Below are 22,520 nucleotides of genomic sequence, written 5' to 3'. Positions count from 1 at the left end.
TTTTACGTTCCAATTTGGAGAATCATTTGAGTATATGTCATTATTATATTCACCGCTATTTAGACTCGCCGCTGGCACTTTGGACTGATGCGGAGCACGGCTTTTAAGTAAGTTAACTATCTTCTCTAATTCACGAGGATTTTGCGGATAAAGTTTTATCTCGGAATGAGAGGCATTTATTATCTCATCTATGGTGGTGAAACTCCTAGCAATCAATCTCACCCCTCCTGCATCCTTGAATAAGTCACAATGAGCAATCACCAAACTCTGGACATTCAGTAAATGTACAAAAGACTTGAGCACTTCTTCACTATAAATGGTTAATTCAAAAATACCAAACTGATCAGATAATTGTAAGGTTATGAACCGGCCACGCCCTGACATACGTGAATCTTTTTTTTGTATTATGCCGGCAATTTTTATTGGCTTCGAACCGTGCTCTATATCTTTCCCTAAAGTTAAAGAAGTTAAAACATTAAGTCGTGATAGTAAATCATGATATTTGCTTAACGGATGCATAGTCAGAAATAAGCCTAATACTTCAAATTCATGTAGGGATACATCTGTATTATCTATAGCGCTAACCTCCACTAATATTTGACCGCTGGCAGTATTAACTTTAATTAAACTAAATTGATTAGAAATTTGTTCTGTGTGATAAGAAGCAGCATAAGCAAGCAGCTTAGGTATGCTTAACAGTAATTGATTACGGTTATTATTTAATTGATCAAAACATCCAGCTTTAATAAGATTTTCTAATAATTTCCGATTAATAGATTTTAATGGTAAGCGCTCCATAAAATCTATTATACTTTTAAATTTACCATTTTTTTCTCTTTCTACCTCTAATATTTTACTAAAATTAAGAGTAACACTTTTAATGCCCGCAAGAGCGTACACTATAGATTTCTGCTCACTATCAACAATATTAAAATAACCAGTAGAGAGGTTAATGTTAGGAGGAATAACAGGAATATTATTATTCCTAGCTTCTTGAATAAATAAATTGATTTTATCGTGATTATTCAATTCTAAATTCAAGTAAGCCACTAAAAATTCAGCAAGGAAATTGGCTTTAAGATAAGCTGTTTGATAAGATATTACCCCGTAAGCTGAAGCATGAGCCTTATTAAAACCATAGCCAGCAAATTTAGCTACTGTGGCGAAAATAGTCTGAGCCTGCTGGCGCGAAATATTATTTTGCATAGCACCTTTAACAAAAATCTCTTCTTGCTGCTCCATTTCAGATTTGATTTTTTTCCCCATCGCTCTACGTAGTAGGTCGGCCCCCCCTAGTGTATAATTAGCAATTATTTTAGCGATTTCTAGTACCTGTTCTTGATATATCACTACTCCGTAAGTTTCTTCTAAAATTGGGGTAAGCATTTCATGTAAGTAATCTGGTTGCTGTAACCCATGCTTACAGGCGATATAAGTAGGGATATTATCCATAGGACCAGGACGGTACAATGCTCCTAGCGCTATTATATCTTGAATAGAATCAGGCTTTAGACGTCTTAAAGCGGATTCCATACCCGGACTTTCAAATTGGAACACCCCTACAGTATTGCCTTCACAAAGCAACTCATAAGTTTTTTGATCATCAAATAGACTATTCGTAAAATCAACCTCTATATGCTGCTTTTGTAATAGTTCTAGACATTTAGTAATTACAGTAAGAGTTTGTAGCCCTAGAAAATCGAATTTAATTAAGCCAGCAATTGCTGCATATTTCATCGAATATTGTACTATCAACATGTCAGAGTTCTGATCCTTATATACAGGTACTATCTCTACTAAATCTCTACCTGCTATAACAATTCCTGCAGCATGGGTCGAGGCATGCCTATGAAGCCCTTCTAATACTAAAGATGTTTCCAATACCTGCTTTATTAATTCTTCCTGCCCTTCTAAATTATATAAACCTTTACCACGGGCAGCTAAACCTAACTCCTTTACTTCGTGTATAGCCTGCTTTAAGGTCACAGGAGTAACAGCATTAAAGGGAATAAGTTCCGTTAAGTTCTCTGCATATTTGTAAGGCAGCCCTAAGACTCTTGATACGTCCTTGATTACCGCCTTTGCTTGCATCTTACCAAAGGTAATAATTTGTCCGACTTTATTATCTCCATATTTAGAGCGCACATAATTAATTACTTCTTCTCGTCGTTCCTGACAAAAATCAATATCAAAATCTGGCATTGAGATACGTTCAGGGTTTAGAAAACGCTCAAATAATAGACCAAATTTCAAAGGGTCAAGATCAGTAATTAACAGGCTCCAAGCAACTACAGACCCTGCCCCTGAACCTCTCCCAGGTCCTACCATGATCCCTTGCTTCTTGCACCATTTGATAAAATCAGATACTATCAGGAAATAGCCAGAAAAATCCATACCGCAAATTATATCTAGCTCATAATTTAAACGTTCTAAATATTGAGCGGTAATAGATTCCTGCCGATCACTTGGGGTATTTTCCCATTTAAATTTAATATTTAACCTTGATAGTAAGCCTGCTTGCGCCTCTTGTTTGATTAGCTCTATCTCATTAATATCTTGATGAGTAAAATTTGGTAACATTGCTGGATTAGGATGCGCCATAAAATGACATCTTTGAGCTAAATTAACCGTATTTTCTATTGCTTGCGGCAGATCCTTAAAAAGCTCGCACATCTCCTTGGACGATTTAAAGTAACAACCTGTACTAGCTCTTTTACGATTATCTACCTCTTTATTGACTCCTGCTGCTATACATAATAAAACATCATGAGCATCATGCATATTAATGCTACTAAATAATACTTTATTAGTTGCAACCAAGGGAATAGCTAGGTCACTTGCTATCTTTATATAATTTTCTTCTATAGCTTGTTCGAGTACTAAATTATGCCTCATAATTTCAAAGTAGAACCGATCTCCAAAAATACTTTGTAGCTTAGTAGCCCAATAAATTGCCACTTCCTCTTTCTTAGCAATTAGATTTTTACCCACCACCCCTTCAGTATAACCAGATAAGATTATTAATCCTTCCTGATATTGAACCAAGTCATTAAAAGTTATATGATTACAAATTTTACGATCATTTTTAGTAAAACTATCGCTAACAAGTTGCAAAAGATTTTTATAACCAATTGCATCTTTAGCGATTAATAGGATTTCACAAAACTCACCTTCCACATAGGCAAGATTCACAATAGCGCCATTTATAGGCTGTACTCCAGCTTTTGAACTATTTAAGGCAAATTCTAATGAGCCAAATAAATTACCTCTATCAGCCAAACAAATTGCCGGCATTTTGTGCTTACATGCTAGTTCCACTATGCTCTCAATAGTCAGAGCACTTTCAAGAAACGAGTATGAACTTTGAGTTCTTAAATGAACAAAATCAACTGGCATATAGTAATATCTTATATTTCCTTAAATTCCTTACCATGACCAATGCAATGATAACTAAATCCTATGGATTTTAGATGATCTCCATCGAGAATATTGCGTAGGTCAATAATTATAGGGTTTTTAGCTTGAGTTTTTACAGTTTCCCAAGCTAGAGTTTTAAATTCTGGCCATTCAGTAGTAATTAATATTACATCACTATTTTGACATGTCTTAAGAGCTGTTGTTGCAAAAAATATATTTTTATAGTTTAAAGCTTCTAGATATTTTTTAGTATGCAGCATACCCATAGGATCAAATGTCTGAATTCTAGCTTCTCGATCCAGCAAGATTTTAATAATTTTAATCGCTGCACTACTTCTAATGTCATCAGTACCAGCCTTAAAAGTCAAACCTAAAACTGCGATAGTCTTATTACTAAAATTTATTTCAGCAGGCAAATTGTATTTTATTCCTTGCAATTGCCCTTTATGCCCACATAAGGTTGCAGAAGTTTGAAGCTGCGCGATATCAATATGCTTAGCAATAGAGGAATTATTTATAATAGCGTAAATTTTTTTAACCATATCATAGGGTCTTTGGTTGTTACTATTTATAACTGACTCAATGATTTGACACTCTGTATGAAAATTTTGAGCTACCTGCGCAAGAGCTAGAAGATCTTTAGGAAAACATGAACCGCCAAAACCGGGACCAGCATTTAAAAATTCTTTCCCTATCCTGTTATCCATTCCCATAGCTAACGTCAACTCTTTTATATTGGCACCCGTTTGCTCACATAAATTTGCCATTTCATTAGTAAAAGCAATTTTTGTTGCTAAAAAAGAGTTTGAGGCATATTTTGTCAACTCTGCAGTGACTAAATCGGTACTTACTATTTTTGCATTTTTAGTAGTTAAAGGAAGATAAACTTCTCGGAGTAAATCTTCTGCAGCTTTGCTATTTGTACCAATGACAATTCTATCTGGGTTTAAAAAATCATCTACCGCACTACCTTCCCTTAAAAATTCTGGGTTGGATGCAATAGGGAAATGTAGATTTTTTTTGTGTAGATAGGTAATGATTTGATTACAAGTGGTAGGAGGTACTGTGGATTTAATAATAATCAGGCAATCCTGGTTAATCCAATGACTAAAACTATCTATAGCCCTAAAAATATATTGTAGATCTGCTTCTCCAGAAGGAAGAGGAGGAGTACCTACAGTAATAAATACCGCCTCCGAAGAGTGTAAATCTGAATTATAAGTATCTGTAAATTTTAACCGCCCGGATTCTATTAATGGTGCTAAATACTGTTCAAGCTTTGGTTCGTAAATTGGTAATATATTGTTTTTTAGTTGAGCAATCTTCTGCGTATCAGTATCTAAACAAGTGACATTATGCCCAAGATAGCTCATCATGATCCCTGATACTAACCCCACATAACCAGTACCGATAAAAGTAATATTCATAAAGCAACTTACCCCTTGGTTTACAGCTTAATATTATACTAAGCTCAACTATTTTCGATTTATTCAGGAAGTCTAATGAAAAAATCAAAATTGTGACTATAACTTGTGCAACAATTTTGATATGTTAGACTGTTTTAATAGCTACGGTGCTAAAAAAGTGAAAAAATTAATAAGAACACTTTCTAATTAACTGTATCTGGGAAATCATCATATTGATTCTTATCTGAAGCATGACTTATTAAAATAATATATAATTTTTTAGAATTAAATAGTAAAATGGTTGGAATCAGAAATTTTTTTATTAATTTAAGCATAGTCCTTTGTACCACCATTATAGTTTTATATTTGTTAATATTAATGGTAAGTAGAGGTTATTTAGATACGCCAATAAAGAAGGGTATAGAAATTTATTTAAACCATGCAAATGCTAAAATAAAAATTGGTAATTTGCAAATCAGAAATAATGTTTTATCAATTGACAAAATATTGATGGATTTAGCCCATAATACTAGGGGAGAAATCACTAATTTTAAAATTAATTTGGTTATCAGTAACTTAACTAGTATTCCACTAATAACTAATGTGGCTAGCATGGATAGCTTAGTAATACTTTCTGAAAATAACCAACCTATAATCAACACTGTTATCACCGTTAAACATATAATAGAGCTATTTAAAAATAACACTGAAACAGTAATAAACCTTTCACCTATTAAAAATATTACTTTACTTGATTCATATGGTAAATATCTGCCAGATGGAACAGGTGTGTGCTTATATAAAAATAAGCGGGAGCCAGTCTCTGAGAAATCAGCAGAATGCAAATTTACTTTTAGCGATCAAGCTAATTTACTCTTAAAGGGGACAATTTATAATAATTTAGTTGAAGTGCAAGCTAATATTAAGAATATTCCGATCATGATTTATAAAATTGCCGAAAAATTTTTGCCGGATAATGAGATAGTGTTATTCTTACGAGAATATATTAAGGACGGTTATATTAGAACAGGAGAGCTTAATTTAAACTTTGATAATAATTCTGTACCATCGGACATTTCAGAAAAAACCGTCAAGGGCAAATTACGTATTATAGATTTGGAATATAAGTATGATCCAGACTTTCCCGCTCTTAAAAAAGTAGATACTGAGATTACGATATCTGGCCCAAAAGTTAACTTTGTGGTAAACCAAGCATATAGTAGCGATAGCTTTCTGTCGGGCTTAATAACTTTTGAATGGACAGGAATAGAAGATTCGCATTTTAATGTTAAGGCAAGCGCGCAAGGGGCAGCATTAGATTTAATTGATTTTATCCCAGCCGAAGATTATCAAACCACCAAAAACCAAGGAATTGATCTCAAACAAATTACTGGGCAAGCCAATTCCAAAATCGACATAATCATACCAATTAATCCAAATACTAAAAATACTTATAATATTTCTACTGTGATTCCTAATGCTAACCTAAGTGCATTTGATAACAATATCGTATTAAAAAATGCCCAAATTACCGGATCATTTGATGGAGATAAAGTAATAGTAGCGGGGGTAGGGAAAATTAACGATAATAATAGTAATTTTATATATCAACACAATATTACTAATAATAAAAAAGATAATTACCAAAATTTATTAAAAATAAAAACTACTATTCTGGGCAACCATCAACAATTTGGAATAATAAAATTACTGGCTGGTAGAACTATTCTAGATTGTGAGTATAAGACCCAAAACAACGGAGAATCTATCATTTCTGCTAGTGCAAATCTCAAAAATTTAGAATTTTATATTGATAAAATTTCTATCCATAAAAAACTCGGACAAGACGCAAAATTAACTTTGTTAGGAAATCTAGAAAACAATTTAAAGAACGGACTCAATATTAATCTTGCAGGAGAAAATAACTTAAAAATTGCTGGTAAAATTCAACTATCTTATGATCAACATGAGATCACTTTACCAACCATTAGTTATGGAGAAACTAATTTAACTGCCAGATTACTATTAGATAAAGATAACTTAAACGCTGAAATACAGGGTAAACAATTAGATTTATCTAATTCAAACATGATGCAATTTTTAGAAAAATCTGCAGATACCAAAAATATACATTTGAAAGTGCAAATAGATAAGATTCGGCTACAAAATAATATATGGCTTAATGATTTTAACCTGCAAATTGATTGTGATAAAACGAAATGCTTTTCTGGCTCTTTATTCTCTAAAATAGGCACTAAATCTTTGGAAATGTTACTTACCGATAAACAAGATAAAGAGCAATGGTTTATTAGTTGCAATAATGCAGGGGCTCTATTCAAAGGCATCGGTATGTATAATAATATGAAAACTGGCACCATAAATTTAAATCTTGAAACCAAAAGACAGGAAGTAAAAAAAGGTGAAATAATACCAATTTTAAACGGGACATTTGATATAAAGCAGTTTATTATTACAGATATGTCTTTTCTTACACGAATAGTATCGTTTGTGTCTTTTCCAGGCTTTATGAGTTTTATATTAAATAATAAAGATATTATGTTTACTCATATGCAGGGTAAGTTTAGTTATATAGGTAATACTGTTAAAATTACTAATAGTGCAGCTGAAGGTCCATTTTTTGATTTTACAATGCACGGTATAATTGAAACTGACAGGCGTCAAATAAAAATTAAAGGCAACGTTATACCATCATTCTTTTTTGTGAGTAACCTTATTACCAAAATTCCAGTCGTTGGTAAAATATTTTCAAAGGTAGCTCCTTACTCCATTGAACTGGAATATTAAGAATTAATGTTGATCCAATATGAAAAAATACGCTCTCTTTCCTTCTGATATTGATCCTTATCTTGATTTGGAGCAAGAAATTTTACGGATTAAAGCAGAAAAAAATATGGTAATTCTTGCTCATTACTATCAAGATGCTGAAATTCAAGATATTGCTGATTTTATTGGCGATTCATTAGAATTATCTCAGAAAGCCTCTATGACTTCAGCTAATATAATAGTTTTTTGTGGGGTTAAGTTTATGGCAGAAGCCGCTTATATCCTTAACCCCACTAAGAAAGTGTTGCTGCCAGATTTGCAAGCAGGCTGTTCTCTAGAAGAATCCTGCTCTGCTAAAGATTTTCGTAAATTTAGAGCAGACAATCCCGAATACCTTGCTATAACTTATATTAATTGTTCTGCTGAAGTAAAAGCTTTATCTGATATAATCGTTACCTCCTCTAGTGCCGAAAAAATAATTAATTCCATCCCAAAAGATCAGCCGATTCTTTTTGCTCCTGATAAACATTTAGGAAATTACCTAATAAAAAAAACAAATCGATCTATGAAATTATGGAATGGTTCATGTATTGTCCATGAGAATTTTTTTGAAAGAGAGTTAATCAAGCTTCGTACAAATAACCCTTCCGCTCAAATTATTGCTCACCCTGAATGCCCTAGTAATTTATTAAGATATGCAGATTATATAGGATCCACCTCTGCTTTACTGAAATATGTCACCACCAATAACGGGGCTGAATTTATTGTTCTTACTGAGCCAGGCATTATTCATCAAATGCACAGGCAGAGTTCTGGTAGCAAATTTTATGAAGTACCTTCCATTAATCAAGCTGGTTGTACTAGCTGTAGTAATTGTCCTTATATGAAACTGAATACTCTGGAGAAATTATATCTTTGTATGGTGAATGAATATCCTGAAATTAAATTAGATAATGAGGTGGTCATTAAAGCCAGGCTATCTTTAAATAGAATGCTAGAGTTAAGTAAATAAGCTAATTTGACATACTCATTTGCTTGCAAGAATTGATTAAAACTATTACTATATGACTGAAGTTAACTTAAGGCCAATTATGACCAAAACAAGGCAGGAAATTTATAATAATAGACCTGTTTCTCCTCATTTAACTATATATAAAAAACAGATCAGTTCAGTTTTATCTATATTCCACCGCATCACAGGAATAGGGTTGTTTGCAAGCTTAGCTATATTAGTATGGTGTTTTATTATCCTAGCCTTTAATAAATTTAGTGTTGAATATGTACAATATTTCAAAGGCAGCTTACTAAATATAGCTTTAATAGGTATAAGTTTTGCCTGGTCTTATCACTTATTTAATGGTATACGTCACTTAATTTGGGATAGTGGATATTGTTTTTCTATTAGAGCTATTAACCTAACTGGTTGGGCTGTAATAATCTGCTCGTTGTTGACGACATTAATTTTTGGACTAATAATAATTTTATAGTTTGGGAAAATAATGATTGAGAATTTAAGAACAGACCTAGCAAAAGCTAAAGGGGCAGGTGCAGCAAAAAGTGGTGCTATTCATTGGTGGTATCAAAGAATCACGGCTATCATTTTACTACCCTGCTCTATCTGGCTAATATTTTTGATAAAGCAAATCATTAATAAGGATTTGCCAACCATTATTATCATTTTACAAAAACCTTATAATATAATGTTATTAGGGGTGTTGGTATTGACAGCTCTTTATCATTCAATGCTTGGGATGCAGGTTATAATTGAAGACTATATTCATTGTATCAAGCTTCGTATTGGATTAATTGTATCTCTTCAAATATTTTGTATTATAACAGCCGTATCATTTATAGTAGCACTATTTTATACTATGATTATAGCTGAACCATTACTATAAACAGCAATTTAGAATATTATTCCTGCTAATTCTAAATTGTATCGCCATAAGGAACATATTAAATGCCTAAATCTTATAATATTATTCACCATAAATTCGATGTAGTAATAGTAGGAGCAGGAGGAGCCGGGCTGAGAGCTGCGTTTGGCATGGCAAAAGCGGGGTTACGCACAGCGTGTATTAGTAAGGTGTTCCCAACAAGAAGTCATACAGTAGCAGCGCAAGGAGGCATTAGCGCCGCTCTTGGTAATATGGGAGAAGATGATTGGCGCTGGCATATGTATGACACTGTTAAGGGGTCTGATTGGTTAGGAGACCAAGATGCAATTGAGTATATGTGCAAACATGCAGTAGCATCAGTGCTTGAACTTGAGCATTATGGAGTACCTTTCTCCCGAACTGAAGCAGGAAAAATTTATCAGCGCCCATTTGGGGGCATGACCACTAACTATGGAACAGGTAAAGCGGCTCAAAGAACTTGTGCTGCAGCAGACCGTACAGGCCATGCAATATTACATACTTTATATCAGCAAGCTTTAAAAAACAAAGCGCAGTTCTTTGTAGAATATTTTGCTATTGATTTATTAATGGATAATGGAGAATGTAGAGGAGTACTCGCCTGGAATTTAGATGATGGCAGCCTGCATTGTTTTCATGCTCATATAGTAGTATTAGCCACTGGCGGGTATGGTAAAGCTTATTTCTCTGCCACTAGCGCGCATACCTGTACGGGAGATGGAGGCGGAATGGCAGCTAGGAGCGCTATTGCTCTACAAGATATGGAATTTATTCAATTTCACCCCACAGGCATATATGGTTCTGGTTGCTTAATAACCGAAGGGGCAAGAGGAGAGGGCGGGTATTTAGTCAATTCTAACGGCGAGCGATTTATGGAAAGATATGCTCCAGCTGCTAAAGACCTTGCTTCCAGAGATATAGTGTCCAGAGCTATTACCATGGAAATTAGAGAAGGTAGAGGAGTAGGTGAACACAAAGATCATGTGTTTTTACATTTAAATCACTTAGCACCTGACATTTTGCATGAACGTTTACCGGGTATTTCAGAAACAGCCAAGATTTTTGCTGGTATTGATGTGACGACGCAACCAATCCCCATATTACCAACAGTACATTATAATATGGGAGGGATACCGACAAATTACCATGGGCAAGTGCTTAATAAAGATCAGATTATTCCTGGCTTAATGTCAATAGGAGAAGCTGCGTGTGTGTCAGTACATGGAGCTAATCGTTTAGGCTCTAATTCTTTACTGGACTTAATAGTATTTGGCAGAGCCGCAGCGTTAAAAGCTGCTGAAATTATTAAACCTGAAATGCCACATAAAACTTTACCTACCTCTATATTAGATAAAATAATTAGCAGATTTGATAATATACGTGATAGCAAGGGTGATATCCCAGTAGCTGCTTTACGACTAAAAATGCAAAGAATTATGCAAAGCCATGCCTCCGTCTTTAGAACCCAAGAAGTATTAGAGGAAGGAGTAGCATTAATTAAACAAACAAGAAACGAGTATAACCATATACAAGTAAATGATAAATCTTTAATATGGAATAGTGATTTAGTGGAAGCGTTAGAATTATCTAATTTGTTAGATCAGGCCTTAATCACTATATATTCTGCAGCTAATAGGCAAGAAAGTAGAGGGGCTCATTCTAGAGAAGATTATCCTGAACGTAACGATCAAGAATGGATGAAACATACTTTAGCTTTAATTGATGAGCAAGGGGAGGTGATAGTGGATTACAAACCTGTCACTCTTACCACTCTATCTAACGAAGTAGCCGCAATCCCGCCTGCTAAAAGAGTCTATTAAAGTTAAAGGCTTTATTGTCCAAAGAGAAAAGCTGGATAAAAAAAGTAACCTTAGACTTTTTTCGAAACTCACTTCTGGTAGGGAATTTGAAGTCAACTCTTCGCTTCAAACCGCAGCGTACTTAAGTGTCTGTGAGGATTTGAGCCTAGATTCGACGTACAAATTACCATCTCGAGTAGAGTTTCGAAAAAAGTCTATTCCAAGCTAGGTCAATTTAAACTAGCTTGGAAGTATAAAAGTAAGGGACACAAATGGAAACTGCAACACCATGGAACAAGCAAATACCGCAAAGGGAAAGTGCAATACCAGTGATTAGACAAATCTGCAATCAATGGCTGTCTGGTAATTTAGTAGCGCAAGATATACAATATACTATTTATACTTTTGATCTTTTGAGGTGGAGCTGGAGTACTGAAGAACTCTTGCCCTATGGGTGGAGAGCTCTTAGTCCAGGCCTACAGGATTTAATTTTCTCTATAATAGAAGGAATATTTGCTGATGAAGAAGATCGAGAAGGGTTAGGATTTAAGCAATCTGGAGACAAAGCAATATTAGAATTGTTAGCCAGTGCAGAATATCAGGGAGAACTACGAGCGTTTGCTGAAAAGATCTTAATTCATTTAACAAAGTATCTGCAAGAATATAAAAAAGAAGCTATGCAGCGTGGTTATTGTCGAGGATTACTTGAAGAATTAGGCGAATAGAGCCTACAGATAGTCTCATAATCCCACTATAGTCAATTGTACTGTACATTTTTTGGCTCAACCATTTTCACTGAAGGTGTATATTAGTGTGTTATCAATAAGATTATGTCAGGCTTTAAATGAGAAAATATCCCATGATTTTGCAGGATTAATGGGGGTAATAGACAATAGTGTACGTTTAATACAATCTAAAGATTACCAAGAAAAAGCTATCACCTTAGTGCAAGGCAGTATAGGTAAACTTATAGGACGCTTACAATTTTATCGTCATTTATATTCTATCCCTTGTGATAATAGTAATATAGAGATTGGCGAAATTAATAAATTAAGTATAAATTTTTTAAAACTAAAAAATAACAATATAAAACTTATATTTCAAGGCTTTACCACTACTACCATTAAAGACAGTATAAGTAAAATGATTATGTGCTTAATTTTTATAGCAACAGATAGCTTAAAAAAAGAGGGTATTATCAAGGTTAATTTAGAAGTAAAAAATAATAATTCCCTTGAGATCAAAGTTATGGTAATAGATAAACAACTGAAGTTTTATGAGGATAAAATTGATATTCTACTTGGCAAAGGCGATGCTAAAAATATTAATGTAGAAAATATTCATGAATATTATACTTATTATTTGACTACCGAGTTTGGATATAAGCTGGAAATTCACACGGCAATGGGCTCGATAGAATACGTTCTCAAAGGTAAAGATAATTAAATTAATAAAGTGTATGACAAATTATAGAATAGAAACTGATTCCTTAGGAGAAGTAAAAATAGAGGAACAATTTTATTGGGGAGCACAAACGCAAAGATCTCTTGAGAATTTTAAAATAGGCCATCAAAAAATGCCTATTCAATTGATCAAGGCTCTAGCGATTTTAAAGAAATGTGCTGCATCTGTGAATAGAGAATTAGGAAATTTAAAGCCAGAAGTAGCAGCAGCAATAGATAATGCTGCTACCAGAATATTAGAAGGAGAGTTCGATCATCAGTTTCCCTTAGTAGTATGGCAAACAGGATCTGGCACGCAAACTAATATGAATATGAATGAGGTGATAGCTTCTATCGCTAATGAGCAACTAACAGGCAAAAAAGGGGGTAAAACTCCTGTTCACCCTAACGACCATGTCAATATGGCACAATCTTCTAATGACTCCTTTCCTACTGCTATGCATATAGCAACTGTACTTGCTACTAAGAAACAATTAATACCTGCCTTAATATTGTTACAAGTAGAGCTGGAAAAAAAAGTGAAAGATTGGGATAAAATAATCAAAATAGGTCGTACTCATTTACAAGATGCAACACCTATAACTTTAGCGCAAGAATTTTCAAGCTATGTTACGCAAATTACCTATTCAATAGAAAGAGTTGAAGAATCTCTGAAAAAAATATATTATTTAGCACAAGGCGGAACGGCCGTAGGCACTGGCATTAATTGTCCCAAAGAGTTTGCAGTCAAATTTGCTGATACAGTAGCTTTATACACAGATTATCCGTTTAAGACTGCTATTAATAAATTTGAAGCCCTTGCTGCCCATGATGCCTTAGTCGAATTTTCAGGAACTTTAAACACCATCGCGGTAAGCCTAATGAAAATTGCCAACGACATTAGGCTATTAGGGTCAGGACCAAGATGCGGCTTTGGTGAGCTACATTTACCCGAGAATGAGCCCGGTTCTTCTATAATGCCAGGTAAAGTTAACCCCACCCAAGTGGAAGCATTAACCATGGTTTGCGCTCAAATTATGGGCAATAATGTTGTAGTTACTATCGCCGGATCAAATGGCCATCTTGAATTAAATGTCTTCAAACCGGTAATCATACATAATATTTTACAATCCATAGATTTAATGTCTAGTGCCATTAACAGTTTCGTAGTGCATTGTATTATTGGACTTGAACCAAACCTCAACAATATCAATAAATTAATCAAGCAATCATTAATGTTAGTAACAGCATTAAATCCCTACATTGGATATGATAATGCCGCAAAAATTGCCAAAAAGGCTTACCAAGATGGTATTACCTTAAAAGAAGCTGCGATAGAATTACAGCTTCTTACACATGATGAATTTGATAAAATAGTAATAGTAGAAAAGATGGTGTAAAAACAAGCATTTTTATAGAGAATTAAAGGTAAAACTAACCTGAAAGGCAGGTTAATCTAAATAATTAAAAATTTAAAGAGTGAAGTATTATTATGGCCTTACATTTTAAAGCTCCAGAAAATATAGTTCTTAAACCTATTATAACAGTATTCGGTGTTGGAGGAGCAGGAGGGAATGCTGTTAATAATATGTTAAATGCCAAATTACAGGGAGCAAAATTTGTGGTAGCGAACACTGATGCTCAGTCATTAGAACATTCCTTATGTGACAATAAAATTCAGCTAGGTATCACTATCACCAAAGGATTAGGAGCAGGCGCCTCTCCAGAAATTGGGGCATTAGCTGCTGAAGAATCCGCCGATGAGATTAGAGGACATTTAGAAGGCAGCAATATGGTGTTTATTACTGCCGGAATGGGAGGAGGTACTGGGACTGGTGCGTCGCCAGTAGTGGCAAAAATTGCTAAAGAACTAGGTATTCTTACAGTAGGAGTGGTCACTAAACCGTTTCATTTTGAAGGCAGGCATAGACTTAGAACAGCTACGCAAGGACTTTTAGACTTACAACGAGTTGTGGATACTCTCATAGTAATACCAAATCAAAATTTATTCCGTATAGCTAATGAACATACTACATTTGCTGACGCTTTTAAAATGGCTGATGACGTGTTACATGCAGGGGTTAGAGGCGTGACGGATTTAATGATTATGCCAGGTCTTATTAATTTAGATTTTGCTGATATTAGAACAGTAATGAGTGAAATGGGCAAAGCAATGATGGGTACAGGAGAAGCTTCTGGTGAAGAGAGAGCTGTTAAAGCAGCGGAAGCAGCAATCTCTAACCCATTACTTGACCATAACTCAATGCGAGGCGCTAAAGGAGTGTTAATTAATATTACTGGCGGAGTAGATATGACTCTATTTGAGGTGGATAGCGCTGCTAATAGAATTAGAGAAGAAGTAGGTGATGTAGATGCAAATATTATTTTTGGTTCAACATTTAACCCAGAATTAAATGGCATTATTAGAGTGTCTGTAGTCGCTACCGGGATTGATGCGGATCAAACACTCAATGCTAATAAATCATATATTAATGAAATTGTGCCAGAAATCTCTACTATTGCCCCACAAGAGGCTACGAATAATTATGAGGCGAGAGACACCGAAATTGTAGAAGAAATTCCAAATTTTGCCCAATATATTAGTGATAAAGGGGAAACCAACGATTCTGATACCCCGCCTTTAAATTTACGCGTCCAAGTAATGCCAGACAATAACACCTTACCTCCAGCTCCCCCCAATATTAATAAGAACTCTTTGCTCAGTAGAATGTGGAATTCACTAAAAACTAATCCCAGCCAAAACTCTGAGCCGGCTAGACCTTCAGTAACATCTCCGTCTCCAGCCATAGAAGGAGAGAGCGATATTCATGATATTCCTACTTTCTTACGAAAACCCAAATAATACCATTACCCAAAACTAAATTAGCACTAGGAGTACGAGTGCCCGCTACCTGAGCGGAGATCATGAAGTACGACGTGATAATTAGTTTTCGGAAATGGTATAACTTTTCGGTACACTTTAGGTTGTGTGAAGGAAATTTTTATAGAAGTGATTTATAGGTGACCGTTCAGGAGTTTTTTTACATGGTCAACAAGAGGGGACCGTTTTTTAGAACGTGCCAAATCTTACCACCCGACTTAAATTGCTAGAAGTAAAAAAGCGTGATAATATGATCTCCAAATATAATAATCATTGGAGAATAAGATGCGAATATTTACTGGAGGAGTAGCTCATATAGCAAAGGTAATTGAAGAGGATTTAGGTAGTCGAGTTACTGGTTTGCATAAGTCGCATATAAGTGGGATTGCTGATTTGGCAGCATCTGCATTAAGCTGTAGCAGCGTCAATAGTGGAGAGTGGATTGCGGTATTGCCCCGTAAGACAGGAGATGTTAAATCGAAAGAAAGGTATATTAGTAGATTGTTATCTAACTGTTTGATAGAACCTAAGCCGGTTATGCATGGTTTTGTTCCGGAAATAATTACGATGGCCGCTAGCAAAGAAAAGACTGCTATATTGATATTGGACCAAAGTAAAATATCCACTAATTTTGAATGTTTGATGATTTCGTTGAGAGTTGGTGAAAGAGCCATGCCAATTGCATGGAAGGTTGAAAAAACTCAAGGAGCCATTGGCTTTGAGGTGCAAGAATCATTAATCAAGGATGTAGCTAAAATGATACCTGAAGGTGTTAAGATCTTGCTTGCAGCCAATCGGTTTTATGGTACACACTCGTTAATTAATTTATGTCAATCTCTTGGATGGAGCTATCGAGTAAGACTTAAATCTAATCTTATACTGATGCAAGAAGGAGGGGAAATCACTACAGGTGATGCAGTCAATATGAAGCTGACATCTTTAGAAAATCAAACTTTTCACAATACCAATGTTACCATAGTACCCCACAGATTTTACAGGAGGGTTAAAATAATAAATTGAATAAGTGACTGAGAGTCACTAATCTCCGCTGAGAAACAAGCAACAGGAGGTATTAATGGACTCTCAATCACTATACCAAATATTATACATATTTTTAGATTGGCACCCAGCACGAATTAAAACATTTGCAGAATTAATTTGTGCAGTAGTAAAAGCTAAAACTGTGAGAATCAAAGAATTAGCACTGTATGTCGCTTCTAAAGGCAATTTGCATGCCAAGATTGTTAAAGTTGAGCGTTTGCTTTTAGAACAAAATATGTGCTTTATAAGTTTAGGGAAAATTATTGTTAAATTGCTCTGTCTAACAGGTAAAATTAGCCTTGCCATAGATAGAACCAGCTGGCAATTTGGTATTAAAAATTTGAATTTTTTTGTTGCAACTATCGTTTATGGTAATATTTCAATTCCTATAGCATGGTTGTTACTTGATAAAAAAGGCAACTCTTCTACTAATGAAAGAAAGAAATTGATTGAGCAAATTTTAACAATTATACCTAAGGAAATGATAGAGCTTATCCTTGCCGATCGGGAATTTGTTGGTGAGGAATGGTTGCAATATATGGGTGGAATCCAAAAATTACCTTTTGCTATCAGGCTAAGAAAAAGTGAGAAGGTCAAGCATTTCAACGGTGGCAAGATGAAGTTGAATAAATGTTTTGCCGATATGCAAATGGGTGACACTAAAACTATAGAAAGCAAAATTTACAATGGTATGGCAATTAAAATAACTTGTTTGCAATTAGAAAGAGAGCAACTATTTATTGCTAGTAATGTGCTTATTGGTGAATGTGCTTTGCTAGCATATAAGCAGAGGTGGAGCATTGAGCGACCTTTTCTGTCTCTCAAGTCATCTGGATTTAATATTGAAGATACCCACATTACAGATCAAAAAAAGCTGGAAAAACTATTTGCAATAGTATCTTTATCCTTAGCTATTTGCGTGCTTGCTGGTGACATTAAGAACAAAATTTATCCTATAAAGATCAAAAAACATGGTCGTAAATTATACTCATTATTTACTTACGGATTTGATTGGATAAAAGATTATTTTTATAACTCGTTAAGTGATACCCCTGCTATGTTGTTTTCATTACTACGAAAACACATTATGCATGCCTTTCAACTTCAACAATAAGTGTGGGGTACTATGAGAACGACTATACTCTTGTTTTATTAATTTTATACCTAGTTGTAGTACAGAATAAGCTCTACACCCTAACGTTTTCTTCATCTTAACTGGTTGTTCTTGCTCCTCAATCTCTCCAGTTTTTATCGCTATCGCATATGCCATAAATCATAGTACCCCACACTTATTGTTGAAGTTGAAAGGCATGCATAATGTGTTTTCGTAGTAATGAAAACAACATAGCAGGGGTATCACTTAACGAGTTATAAAAATAATCTTTTATCCAATCAAATCCGTAAGTAAATAATGAGTATAATTTACGACCATGTTTTTTGATCTTTATAGGATAAATTTTGTTCTTAATGTCACCAGCAAGCACGCAAATAGCTAAGGATAAAGATACTATTGCAAATAGTTTTTCCAGCTTTTTTTGATCTGTAATGTGGGTATCTTCAATATTAAATCCAGATGACTTGAGAGACAGAAAAGGTCGCTCAATGCTCCACCTCTGCTTATATGCTAGCAAAGCACATTCACCAATAAGCACATTACTAGCAATAAATAGTTGCTCTCTTTCTAATTGCAAACAAGTTATTTTAATTGCCATACCATTGTAAATTTTGCTTTCTATAGTTTTAGTGTCACCCATTTGCATATCGGCAAAACATTTATTCAACTTCATCTTGCCACCGTTGAAATGCTTGACCTTCTCACTTTTTCTTAGCCTGATAGCAAAAGGTAATTTTTGGATTCCACCCATATATTGCAACCATTCCTCACCAACAAATTCCCGATCGGCAAGGATAAGCTCTATCATTTCCTTAGGTATAATTGTTAAAATTTGCTCAATCAATTTCTTTCTTTCATTAGTAGAAGAGTTGCCTTTTTTATCAAGTAACAACCATGCTATAGGAATTGAAATATTACCATAAACGATAGTTGCAACAAAAAAATTCAAATTTTTAATACCAAATTGCCAGCTGGTTCTATCTATGGCAAGGCTAATTTTACCTGTTAGACAGAGCAATTTAACAATAATTTTCCCTAAACTTATAAAGCACATATTTTGTTCTAAAAGCAAACGCTCAACTTTAACAATCTTGGCATGCAAATTGCCTTTAGAAGCGACATACAGTGCTAATTCTTTGATTCTCACAGTTTTAGCTTTTACTACTGCACAAATTAATTCTGCAAATGTTTTAATTCGTGCTGGGTGCCAATCTAAAAATATGTATAATATTTGGTATAGTGATTGAGAGTCCATTAATACCTCCTGTTGCTTGTTTCTCAGCGGAGATTAGTGACTCTCAGTCACTTATTCAATTTATTATTTTAACCCTCCTGTAAAATCTGTGGGGTACTATGCAAATGAGTATATTGTGCAATGATTATTTTGCCACTACACCTTCATGGCAGTTTAAAAGTGGCACCCTAAAGTTAAAAATCAAATAAGCATAACCCAAACGTTGCAAAGAGGCTTTCTTAAGCCTTACGTGCGCAATCCATAACAGAGTTTGTTTATAAACTATTTTTCTGGATTGCTTCGCTACGCTTGCAATGACGTTGGTAAAGTTACCAGTTATACTTATCCAAGAATTATTAGGATTTTTTTAACTACAAGATGCAACTTTTAAACTATCCTGTTACACCTTCTTTATATATATTGTTCATAAAATTCTACTATTCGATCTTTTACTGCTTGGGGATTAGTAAGTAAGTTAATTTTGCCTCTAAATTCCGCTGAGTTTGCTAGTCCATTACTATACCAACCTATATGTTTTCGCGCCAATTGCACTCCGGTATCGGTTCCATAATACCCTAACATATCATTGTAATGTTCAAGTATTATTGATAATTGTTCTTTCATTGAAGGAGGCGATAACTCCTCCCCTGTTTTCAGATAATGGGCCAGCTGTGAGATAAACCAAGGTTTGCCATATGCCCCTCTACCAACCATTACCCCATTGGCGCCAGATTGCTTTAGGCACTCTTTGGCAGTAATAAAAGAAATAATATCGCCATTAGCAATCACAGGGATTTTGACTGTATCTTTCACTTGTTTAATAAAATTCCAGTCAGCTTTTCCTGAATAAAACTGGCACCTTGTTCTCCCATGAATTGTGATCATTTGTATTCCAACATCGTACGCTATTTTGGCAAGAAGCGGCGCATTCCTATTATTCTCGTCCCATCCAGTCCTCATTTTTAAAGTTACTGGAATTTTGACCGCTTTGACTGTAGTTTCCAAGATTTTTGCTGCTAGTTTTGCATCTCGCATTAACGCCGCCCCAGAATACCCCCCCACTACTTTTTTGGCAGGGCAACCAAAGTTTATGTCAATAATCTTAGCACCCATATCTTCATTCATTTTAGCAGATTCGGCTATCACATCAGGCTCGCAGCCAGCAAGTTGTACACAAGAACCAGTGTCTTCCTCTTTGAGGATAGCACATTTTTGTAGCGATTGTCTTGTTTCAATAATCATTGCTCTACTAGCGACCATTTCTGATACTACCAGGCCGCTGCTAAATTTCCTTACTAATTTCCTAAACGGTAAATCCGTAACCCCAGACATAGGAGCCAAAATCACCGGATGGGGTAGAGTGATATTGCCTATTTTAATGCTCATAGAGTAATCTAATTGTTGGACATAGTATTATATATATTATTTTCTTTAGTAATGATATCATATTCCCTTTGAGCAATTGAATCGACAAAATGAATATTACCTGATATACCAATATAGGGAATATTATTGTTCATAGCGGCTAGAAAACTTCGTTGTGTAAATTCAGTTCCTATATATTGTGCTGTTATTTTACCTAGATCATATGCCATAGTATGCATAAAAGTTAAATGTCTAATACCAATATTTTTGGCTTTTTCTGCGACAACACTGTTTAAAACATTCAAGGAACCTGTAAATGCTATATCTATAGGCTCTGGATAATCAATATCAATCCTATTATCGCCAATTATTACCGCTTTTTTCCATAAATTATGTTTACTTATACTAGCAAATAGCAAAGATATATTTTTTGAGTCATCAGATATATAAATCACAGGTTTGGTTTGCACATCTTCTCGCTCATTTAAATTATCTACAGTAGCTGCTACAGTAACCACCGCCTTTTCTATTGATTCTTGTACATTAGAATAAAACTCACTACGCATCAAAGTAGCATTTTTTTGAATTAATATATTTTGAATTACCTGATTTACCGTATGGGAATATTGGCCTGCCGGTAGAAGAGCAATAAAATGTTTATAATTAATATCCACAAAATAGTTAATTATTTTTGTCAGTTGTTTTAATGGCGCATGCCCAAATACAAACAGTTTAGAATCAGCCAATACGGGATTATTGGACATAGTAATGACAATAATATTATGGGCTTTGGCTTTGTTAGCAATCAAAGTAGTAAGGTTTGAATATAATGGGCCCAAGATAATTTTACTGTTGCGTGCTATTATTTTTTCCATTGCAGCAAGCACTTGCTTTTCATCAGAACCATCATAAGAAGTAACATGGGCATAAGTTTGTAAACCATCTTCTATGCCCATTTTAATTAAGGTGTTATACTGCTTACCAATGGCAGAATTTTCTCCAGTTAACGGCATTAAAATCGCAATTTCCAGAGGTTGTTTAACGGCTATTTGTTTCTTAGGCGTTACTTCTTGATTAGGAGTCTGACAACTCAACAGAGAAAAAAAACATATATTTAATAACAGGATATTTAAAAAATTTTGCTTGATAATACTCATAGTACTAAGCCTCCATCTTATTTGTACTTAATAATCTTGTTCTAGAAAATCACGTTATGTATACTCAAACCTTAAAATATTTAAGCAGATAACTAAAAAATTTTTATATTATGATTCTTAAACCAGGACTATATATCGTATCCACCCCTATAGGTAACCTAGATGATATCACATTGCGAGCTCTGACAGTATTGAGGAGTTCAACAATTATTCTCTGTGAAGATACTAGAATATCAAGAAAATTACTAGTAAAACATAATATCCAAGCGAAATTACATATGTATAACGACCTGAGTTCTGCAGTCGATCGAGAAAATATTAAAGCCTGGATTGATAATGGAGAAATAATTAGTTTAATATCTGATGCAGGCACTCCCTTAATCTCCGATCCTGGCTTTAAGTTAGTAAAAGACTTAAAAATACTTAATTATCATATAGATGCGATACCAGGAGTTTCGTCGTTAATTACTGCGATAACAATTTCCGGTTTACCATCTGCGCGTTTTTTATTTGCAGGCTTTTTACCTAAAACCACTGACAGTAAAAAGAAAATTTTTACTGAATTTTCCAATATTAATGCAACTTTAATTTTTTTTGAAACTGCTGCTAGGCTACAACATACGCTGCAGACTGCTCTGACAGTTTTGGGTAATAGAGAAATATGCGTGGCCCGTGAGCTCACTAAATTATATCAAGAAGTGAAAACTGGCTACCTAGAAGACCTGATAATTTTTATGGCACTAATATTGTTAAAGGAGAAATCGTCTTGCTGATTTCTGGTGCTGCCATGAAAATTGATAAAGAGAGTGTAGAAAATGATTTAAAAAAGATGGTGCATTTATATTTATCTAAAGGTTGGAGCGCTAAAAGCGTCACAGATATAGCGACTGAAAATTTTGGTAGAACATATAGCAAACAAACAATATATTCTATAGTTAATAAAGTTAAAGATAGTCTATAATTA

At 34.5% G+C, this 22,520-nt stretch carries 16 protein-coding genes and 2 pseudogenes; 12 read left to right on the top strand and 6 right to left on the bottom strand.

The genetic code is table 11. From position 1 onward, the window contains the following. Positions 1-87 precede the first annotated feature (87 nt). Together dnaE and ACFELV_RS05190 are read right to left on the bottom strand one after the other, a co-directional pair. Positions 88-3,396, bottom strand: a pseudogene (dnaE, locus tag ACFELV_RS05195) (DNA polymerase III subunit alpha); the annotation flags it as partial. Positions 3,397-3,407: 11 nt separating this feature from the next. Then, positions 3,408-4,844 (bottom strand): UDP-glucose dehydrogenase family protein, encoded by a 1,437-nt coding sequence (locus ACFELV_RS05190; RefSeq protein WP_375327046.1) that lies wholly within the window; start codon positions 4,842-4,844, stop codon positions 3,408-3,410. Between the two features lie 357 nt (positions 4,845-5,201). On the opposite strand from ACFELV_RS05190, the gene ACFELV_RS05185 reads away from it, so the two are divergent. The 11 genes from ACFELV_RS05185 (at position 5,202) to ACFELV_RS05130 (ending at position 17,800) form a co-directional block, all read left to right on the top strand. Further along, positions 5,202-7,628: a DUF3971 domain-containing protein gene (locus ACFELV_RS05185; RefSeq protein WP_375327045.1), complete on the top strand. Its 2,427-nt coding sequence runs from the start codon at positions 5,202-5,204 to the stop codon at positions 7,626-7,628. 19 nt (positions 7,629-7,647) lie between these two features. Further along, positions 7,648-8,619, top strand: a complete 972-nt coding sequence (gene nadA / locus ACFELV_RS05180) for a quinolinate synthase NadA (RefSeq protein WP_375327044.1) — start codon at positions 7,648-7,650, stop codon at positions 8,617-8,619. Positions 8,620-8,698: 79 nt separating this feature from the next. Then, on the top strand, positions 8,699-9,094 hold the full coding sequence (sdhC, locus tag ACFELV_RS05175; RefSeq protein WP_375327525.1) for a succinate dehydrogenase, cytochrome b556 subunit: 396 nt from the start codon (positions 8,699-8,701) through the stop codon (positions 9,092-9,094). 12 nt (positions 9,095-9,106) lie between these two features. After that, positions 9,107-9,505, top strand: a complete 399-nt coding sequence (gene sdhD / locus ACFELV_RS05170) for a succinate dehydrogenase, hydrophobic membrane anchor protein (RefSeq protein ID WP_375327043.1) — start codon at positions 9,107-9,109, stop codon at positions 9,503-9,505. A gap of 62 nt (positions 9,506-9,567) precedes the next feature. Further along, positions 9,568-11,343, top strand: a complete 1,776-nt coding sequence (sdhA, locus tag ACFELV_RS05165) for a succinate dehydrogenase flavoprotein subunit (RefSeq protein ID WP_375327042.1) — start codon at positions 9,568-9,570, stop codon at positions 11,341-11,343. 251 nt (positions 11,344-11,594) lie between these two features. After that, on the top strand, positions 11,595-12,047 hold the full coding sequence (locus tag ACFELV_RS05155) for a hypothetical protein (protein ID WP_375327041.1): 453 nt from the start codon (positions 11,595-11,597) through the stop codon (positions 12,045-12,047). A 52-nt stretch (positions 12,048-12,099) separates the two neighbouring features. Continuing rightward, positions 12,100-12,768, top strand: coding sequence for a histidine phosphotransferase family protein (locus ACFELV_RS05150; protein ID WP_375327040.1), 669 nt, complete (start codon positions 12,100-12,102; stop codon positions 12,766-12,768). A 13-nt stretch (positions 12,769-12,781) separates the two neighbouring features. Further along, the gene (fumC, locus tag ACFELV_RS05145) at positions 12,782-14,164 is read left to right on the top strand and encodes a class II fumarate hydratase (protein WP_375327039.1); all 1,383 of its coding nucleotides are present in this window, start codon (positions 12,782-12,784) and stop codon (positions 14,162-14,164) included. A 92-nt stretch (positions 14,165-14,256) separates the two neighbouring features. After that, positions 14,257-15,627: a cell division protein FtsZ gene (gene ftsZ / locus ACFELV_RS05140; RefSeq protein WP_375327038.1), complete on the top strand. Its 1,371-nt coding sequence runs from the start codon at positions 14,257-14,259 to the stop codon at positions 15,625-15,627. A 303-nt stretch (positions 15,628-15,930) separates the two neighbouring features. Beyond that, a complete protein-coding gene (locus tag ACFELV_RS05135) occupies positions 15,931-16,665 on the top strand; it encodes a hypothetical protein (protein WP_375327037.1) in 735 nt (244 codons plus the stop codon). 55 nt (positions 16,666-16,720) lie between these two features. Further along, entirely contained in the window at positions 16,721-17,800 is a 1,080-nt protein-coding gene (locus ACFELV_RS05130; protein ID WP_375326208.1) for an IS4 family transposase, read from the top strand. Here the strand turns inward: ACFELV_RS05130 and ACFELV_RS05125 are convergent. From ACFELV_RS05125 to ACFELV_RS05110, 4 genes are all read right to left on the bottom strand, one after another. After that, positions 17,759-17,956, bottom strand: coding sequence for a hypothetical protein (locus ACFELV_RS05125; RefSeq protein WP_375327036.1), 198 nt, complete (start codon positions 17,954-17,956; stop codon positions 17,759-17,761). The two genes, ACFELV_RS05130 and ACFELV_RS05125, sit on opposite strands and share 42 nt — an antisense overlap. A gap of 19 nt (positions 17,957-17,975) precedes the next feature. Continuing rightward, on the bottom strand, positions 17,976-19,055 hold the full coding sequence (locus ACFELV_RS05120) for an IS4 family transposase (protein ID WP_375326208.1): 1,080 nt from the start codon (positions 19,053-19,055) through the stop codon (positions 17,976-17,978). Between the two features lie 390 nt (positions 19,056-19,445). Further along, positions 19,446-20,420: a tRNA dihydrouridine synthase DusB gene (dusB, locus tag ACFELV_RS05115; protein WP_375327035.1), complete on the bottom strand. Its 975-nt coding sequence runs from the start codon at positions 20,418-20,420 to the stop codon at positions 19,446-19,448. An 8-nt stretch (positions 20,421-20,428) separates the two neighbouring features. After that, positions 20,429-21,556, bottom strand: coding sequence for a penicillin-binding protein activator (locus ACFELV_RS05110; RefSeq protein WP_375327034.1), 1,128 nt, complete (start codon positions 21,554-21,556; stop codon positions 20,429-20,431). A 110-nt stretch (positions 21,557-21,666) separates the two neighbouring features. On the opposite strand from ACFELV_RS05110, the pseudogene rsmI reads away from it, so the two are divergent. Further along, a pseudogene (gene rsmI, locus ACFELV_RS05105) lies at positions 21,667-22,517 on the top strand (16S rRNA (cytidine(1402)-2'-O)-methyltransferase). Positions 22,518-22,520: the final 3 nt, after the last annotated feature.

This window comes from Candidatus Tisiphia endosymbiont of Nemotelus uliginosus, assembly GCF_964264835.1.
GTDB lineage: Bacteria > Pseudomonadota > Alphaproteobacteria > Rickettsiales > Rickettsiaceae > Tisiphia.
The sequence above is the reverse complement of the archived record's forward strand: the minus strand, read 5'-3'. Positions and strand labels throughout refer to the sequence as shown.

What these genes read in the sequence shown, in the direction of transcription:
- ACFELV_RS05190 (WP_375327046.1), bottom strand. Translation starts at nt 4,844, where the DNA reads ATGAATATTACTTTTATCGGTACTGGTTATGTGGGGTTAGTATCAGGG.
- ACFELV_RS05185 (WP_375327045.1), top strand. Translation starts at nt 5,202, where the DNA reads ATGGTAAGTAGAGGTTATTTAGATACGCCAATAAAGAAGGGTATAGAA.
- nadA (WP_375327044.1), top strand. Translation starts at nt 7,648, where the DNA reads ATGAAAAAATACGCTCTCTTTCCTTCTGATATTGATCCTTATCTTGAT.
- sdhC (WP_375327525.1), top strand. Translation starts at nt 8,699, where the DNA reads ATGACCAAAACAAGGCAGGAAATTTATAATAATAGACCTGTTTCTCCT.
- sdhD (WP_375327043.1), top strand. Translation starts at nt 9,107, where the DNA reads ATGATTGAGAATTTAAGAACAGACCTAGCAAAAGCTAAAGGGGCAGGT.
- sdhA (WP_375327042.1), top strand. Translation starts at nt 9,568, where the DNA reads ATGCCTAAATCTTATAATATTATTCACCATAAATTCGATGTAGTAATA.
- ACFELV_RS05155 (WP_375327041.1), top strand. Translation starts at nt 11,595, where the DNA reads ATGGAAACTGCAACACCATGGAACAAGCAAATACCGCAAAGGGAAAGT.
- fumC (WP_375327039.1), top strand. Translation starts at nt 12,782, where the DNA reads ATGACAAATTATAGAATAGAAACTGATTCCTTAGGAGAAGTAAAAATA.
- ftsZ (WP_375327038.1), top strand. Translation starts at nt 14,257, where the DNA reads ATGGCCTTACATTTTAAAGCTCCAGAAAATATAGTTCTTAAACCTATT.
- ACFELV_RS05135 (WP_375327037.1), top strand. Translation starts at nt 15,931, where the DNA reads ATGCGAATATTTACTGGAGGAGTAGCTCATATAGCAAAGGTAATTGAA.
- ACFELV_RS05130 (WP_375326208.1), top strand. Translation starts at nt 16,721, where the DNA reads ATGGACTCTCAATCACTATACCAAATATTATACATATTTTTAGATTGG.
- ACFELV_RS05125 (WP_375327036.1), bottom strand. Translation starts at nt 17,956, where the DNA reads ATGGCATATGCGATAGCGATAAAAACTGGAGAGATTGAGGAGCAAGAA.
- ACFELV_RS05120 (WP_375326208.1), bottom strand. Translation starts at nt 19,055, where the DNA reads ATGGACTCTCAATCACTATACCAAATATTATACATATTTTTAGATTGG.
- dusB (WP_375327035.1), bottom strand. Translation starts at nt 20,420, where the DNA reads ATGAGCATTAAAATAGGCAATATCACTCTACCCCATCCGGTGATTTTG.
- ACFELV_RS05110 (WP_375327034.1), bottom strand. Translation starts at nt 21,556, where the DNA reads ATGAGTATTATCAAGCAAAATTTTTTAAATATCCTGTTATTAAATATA.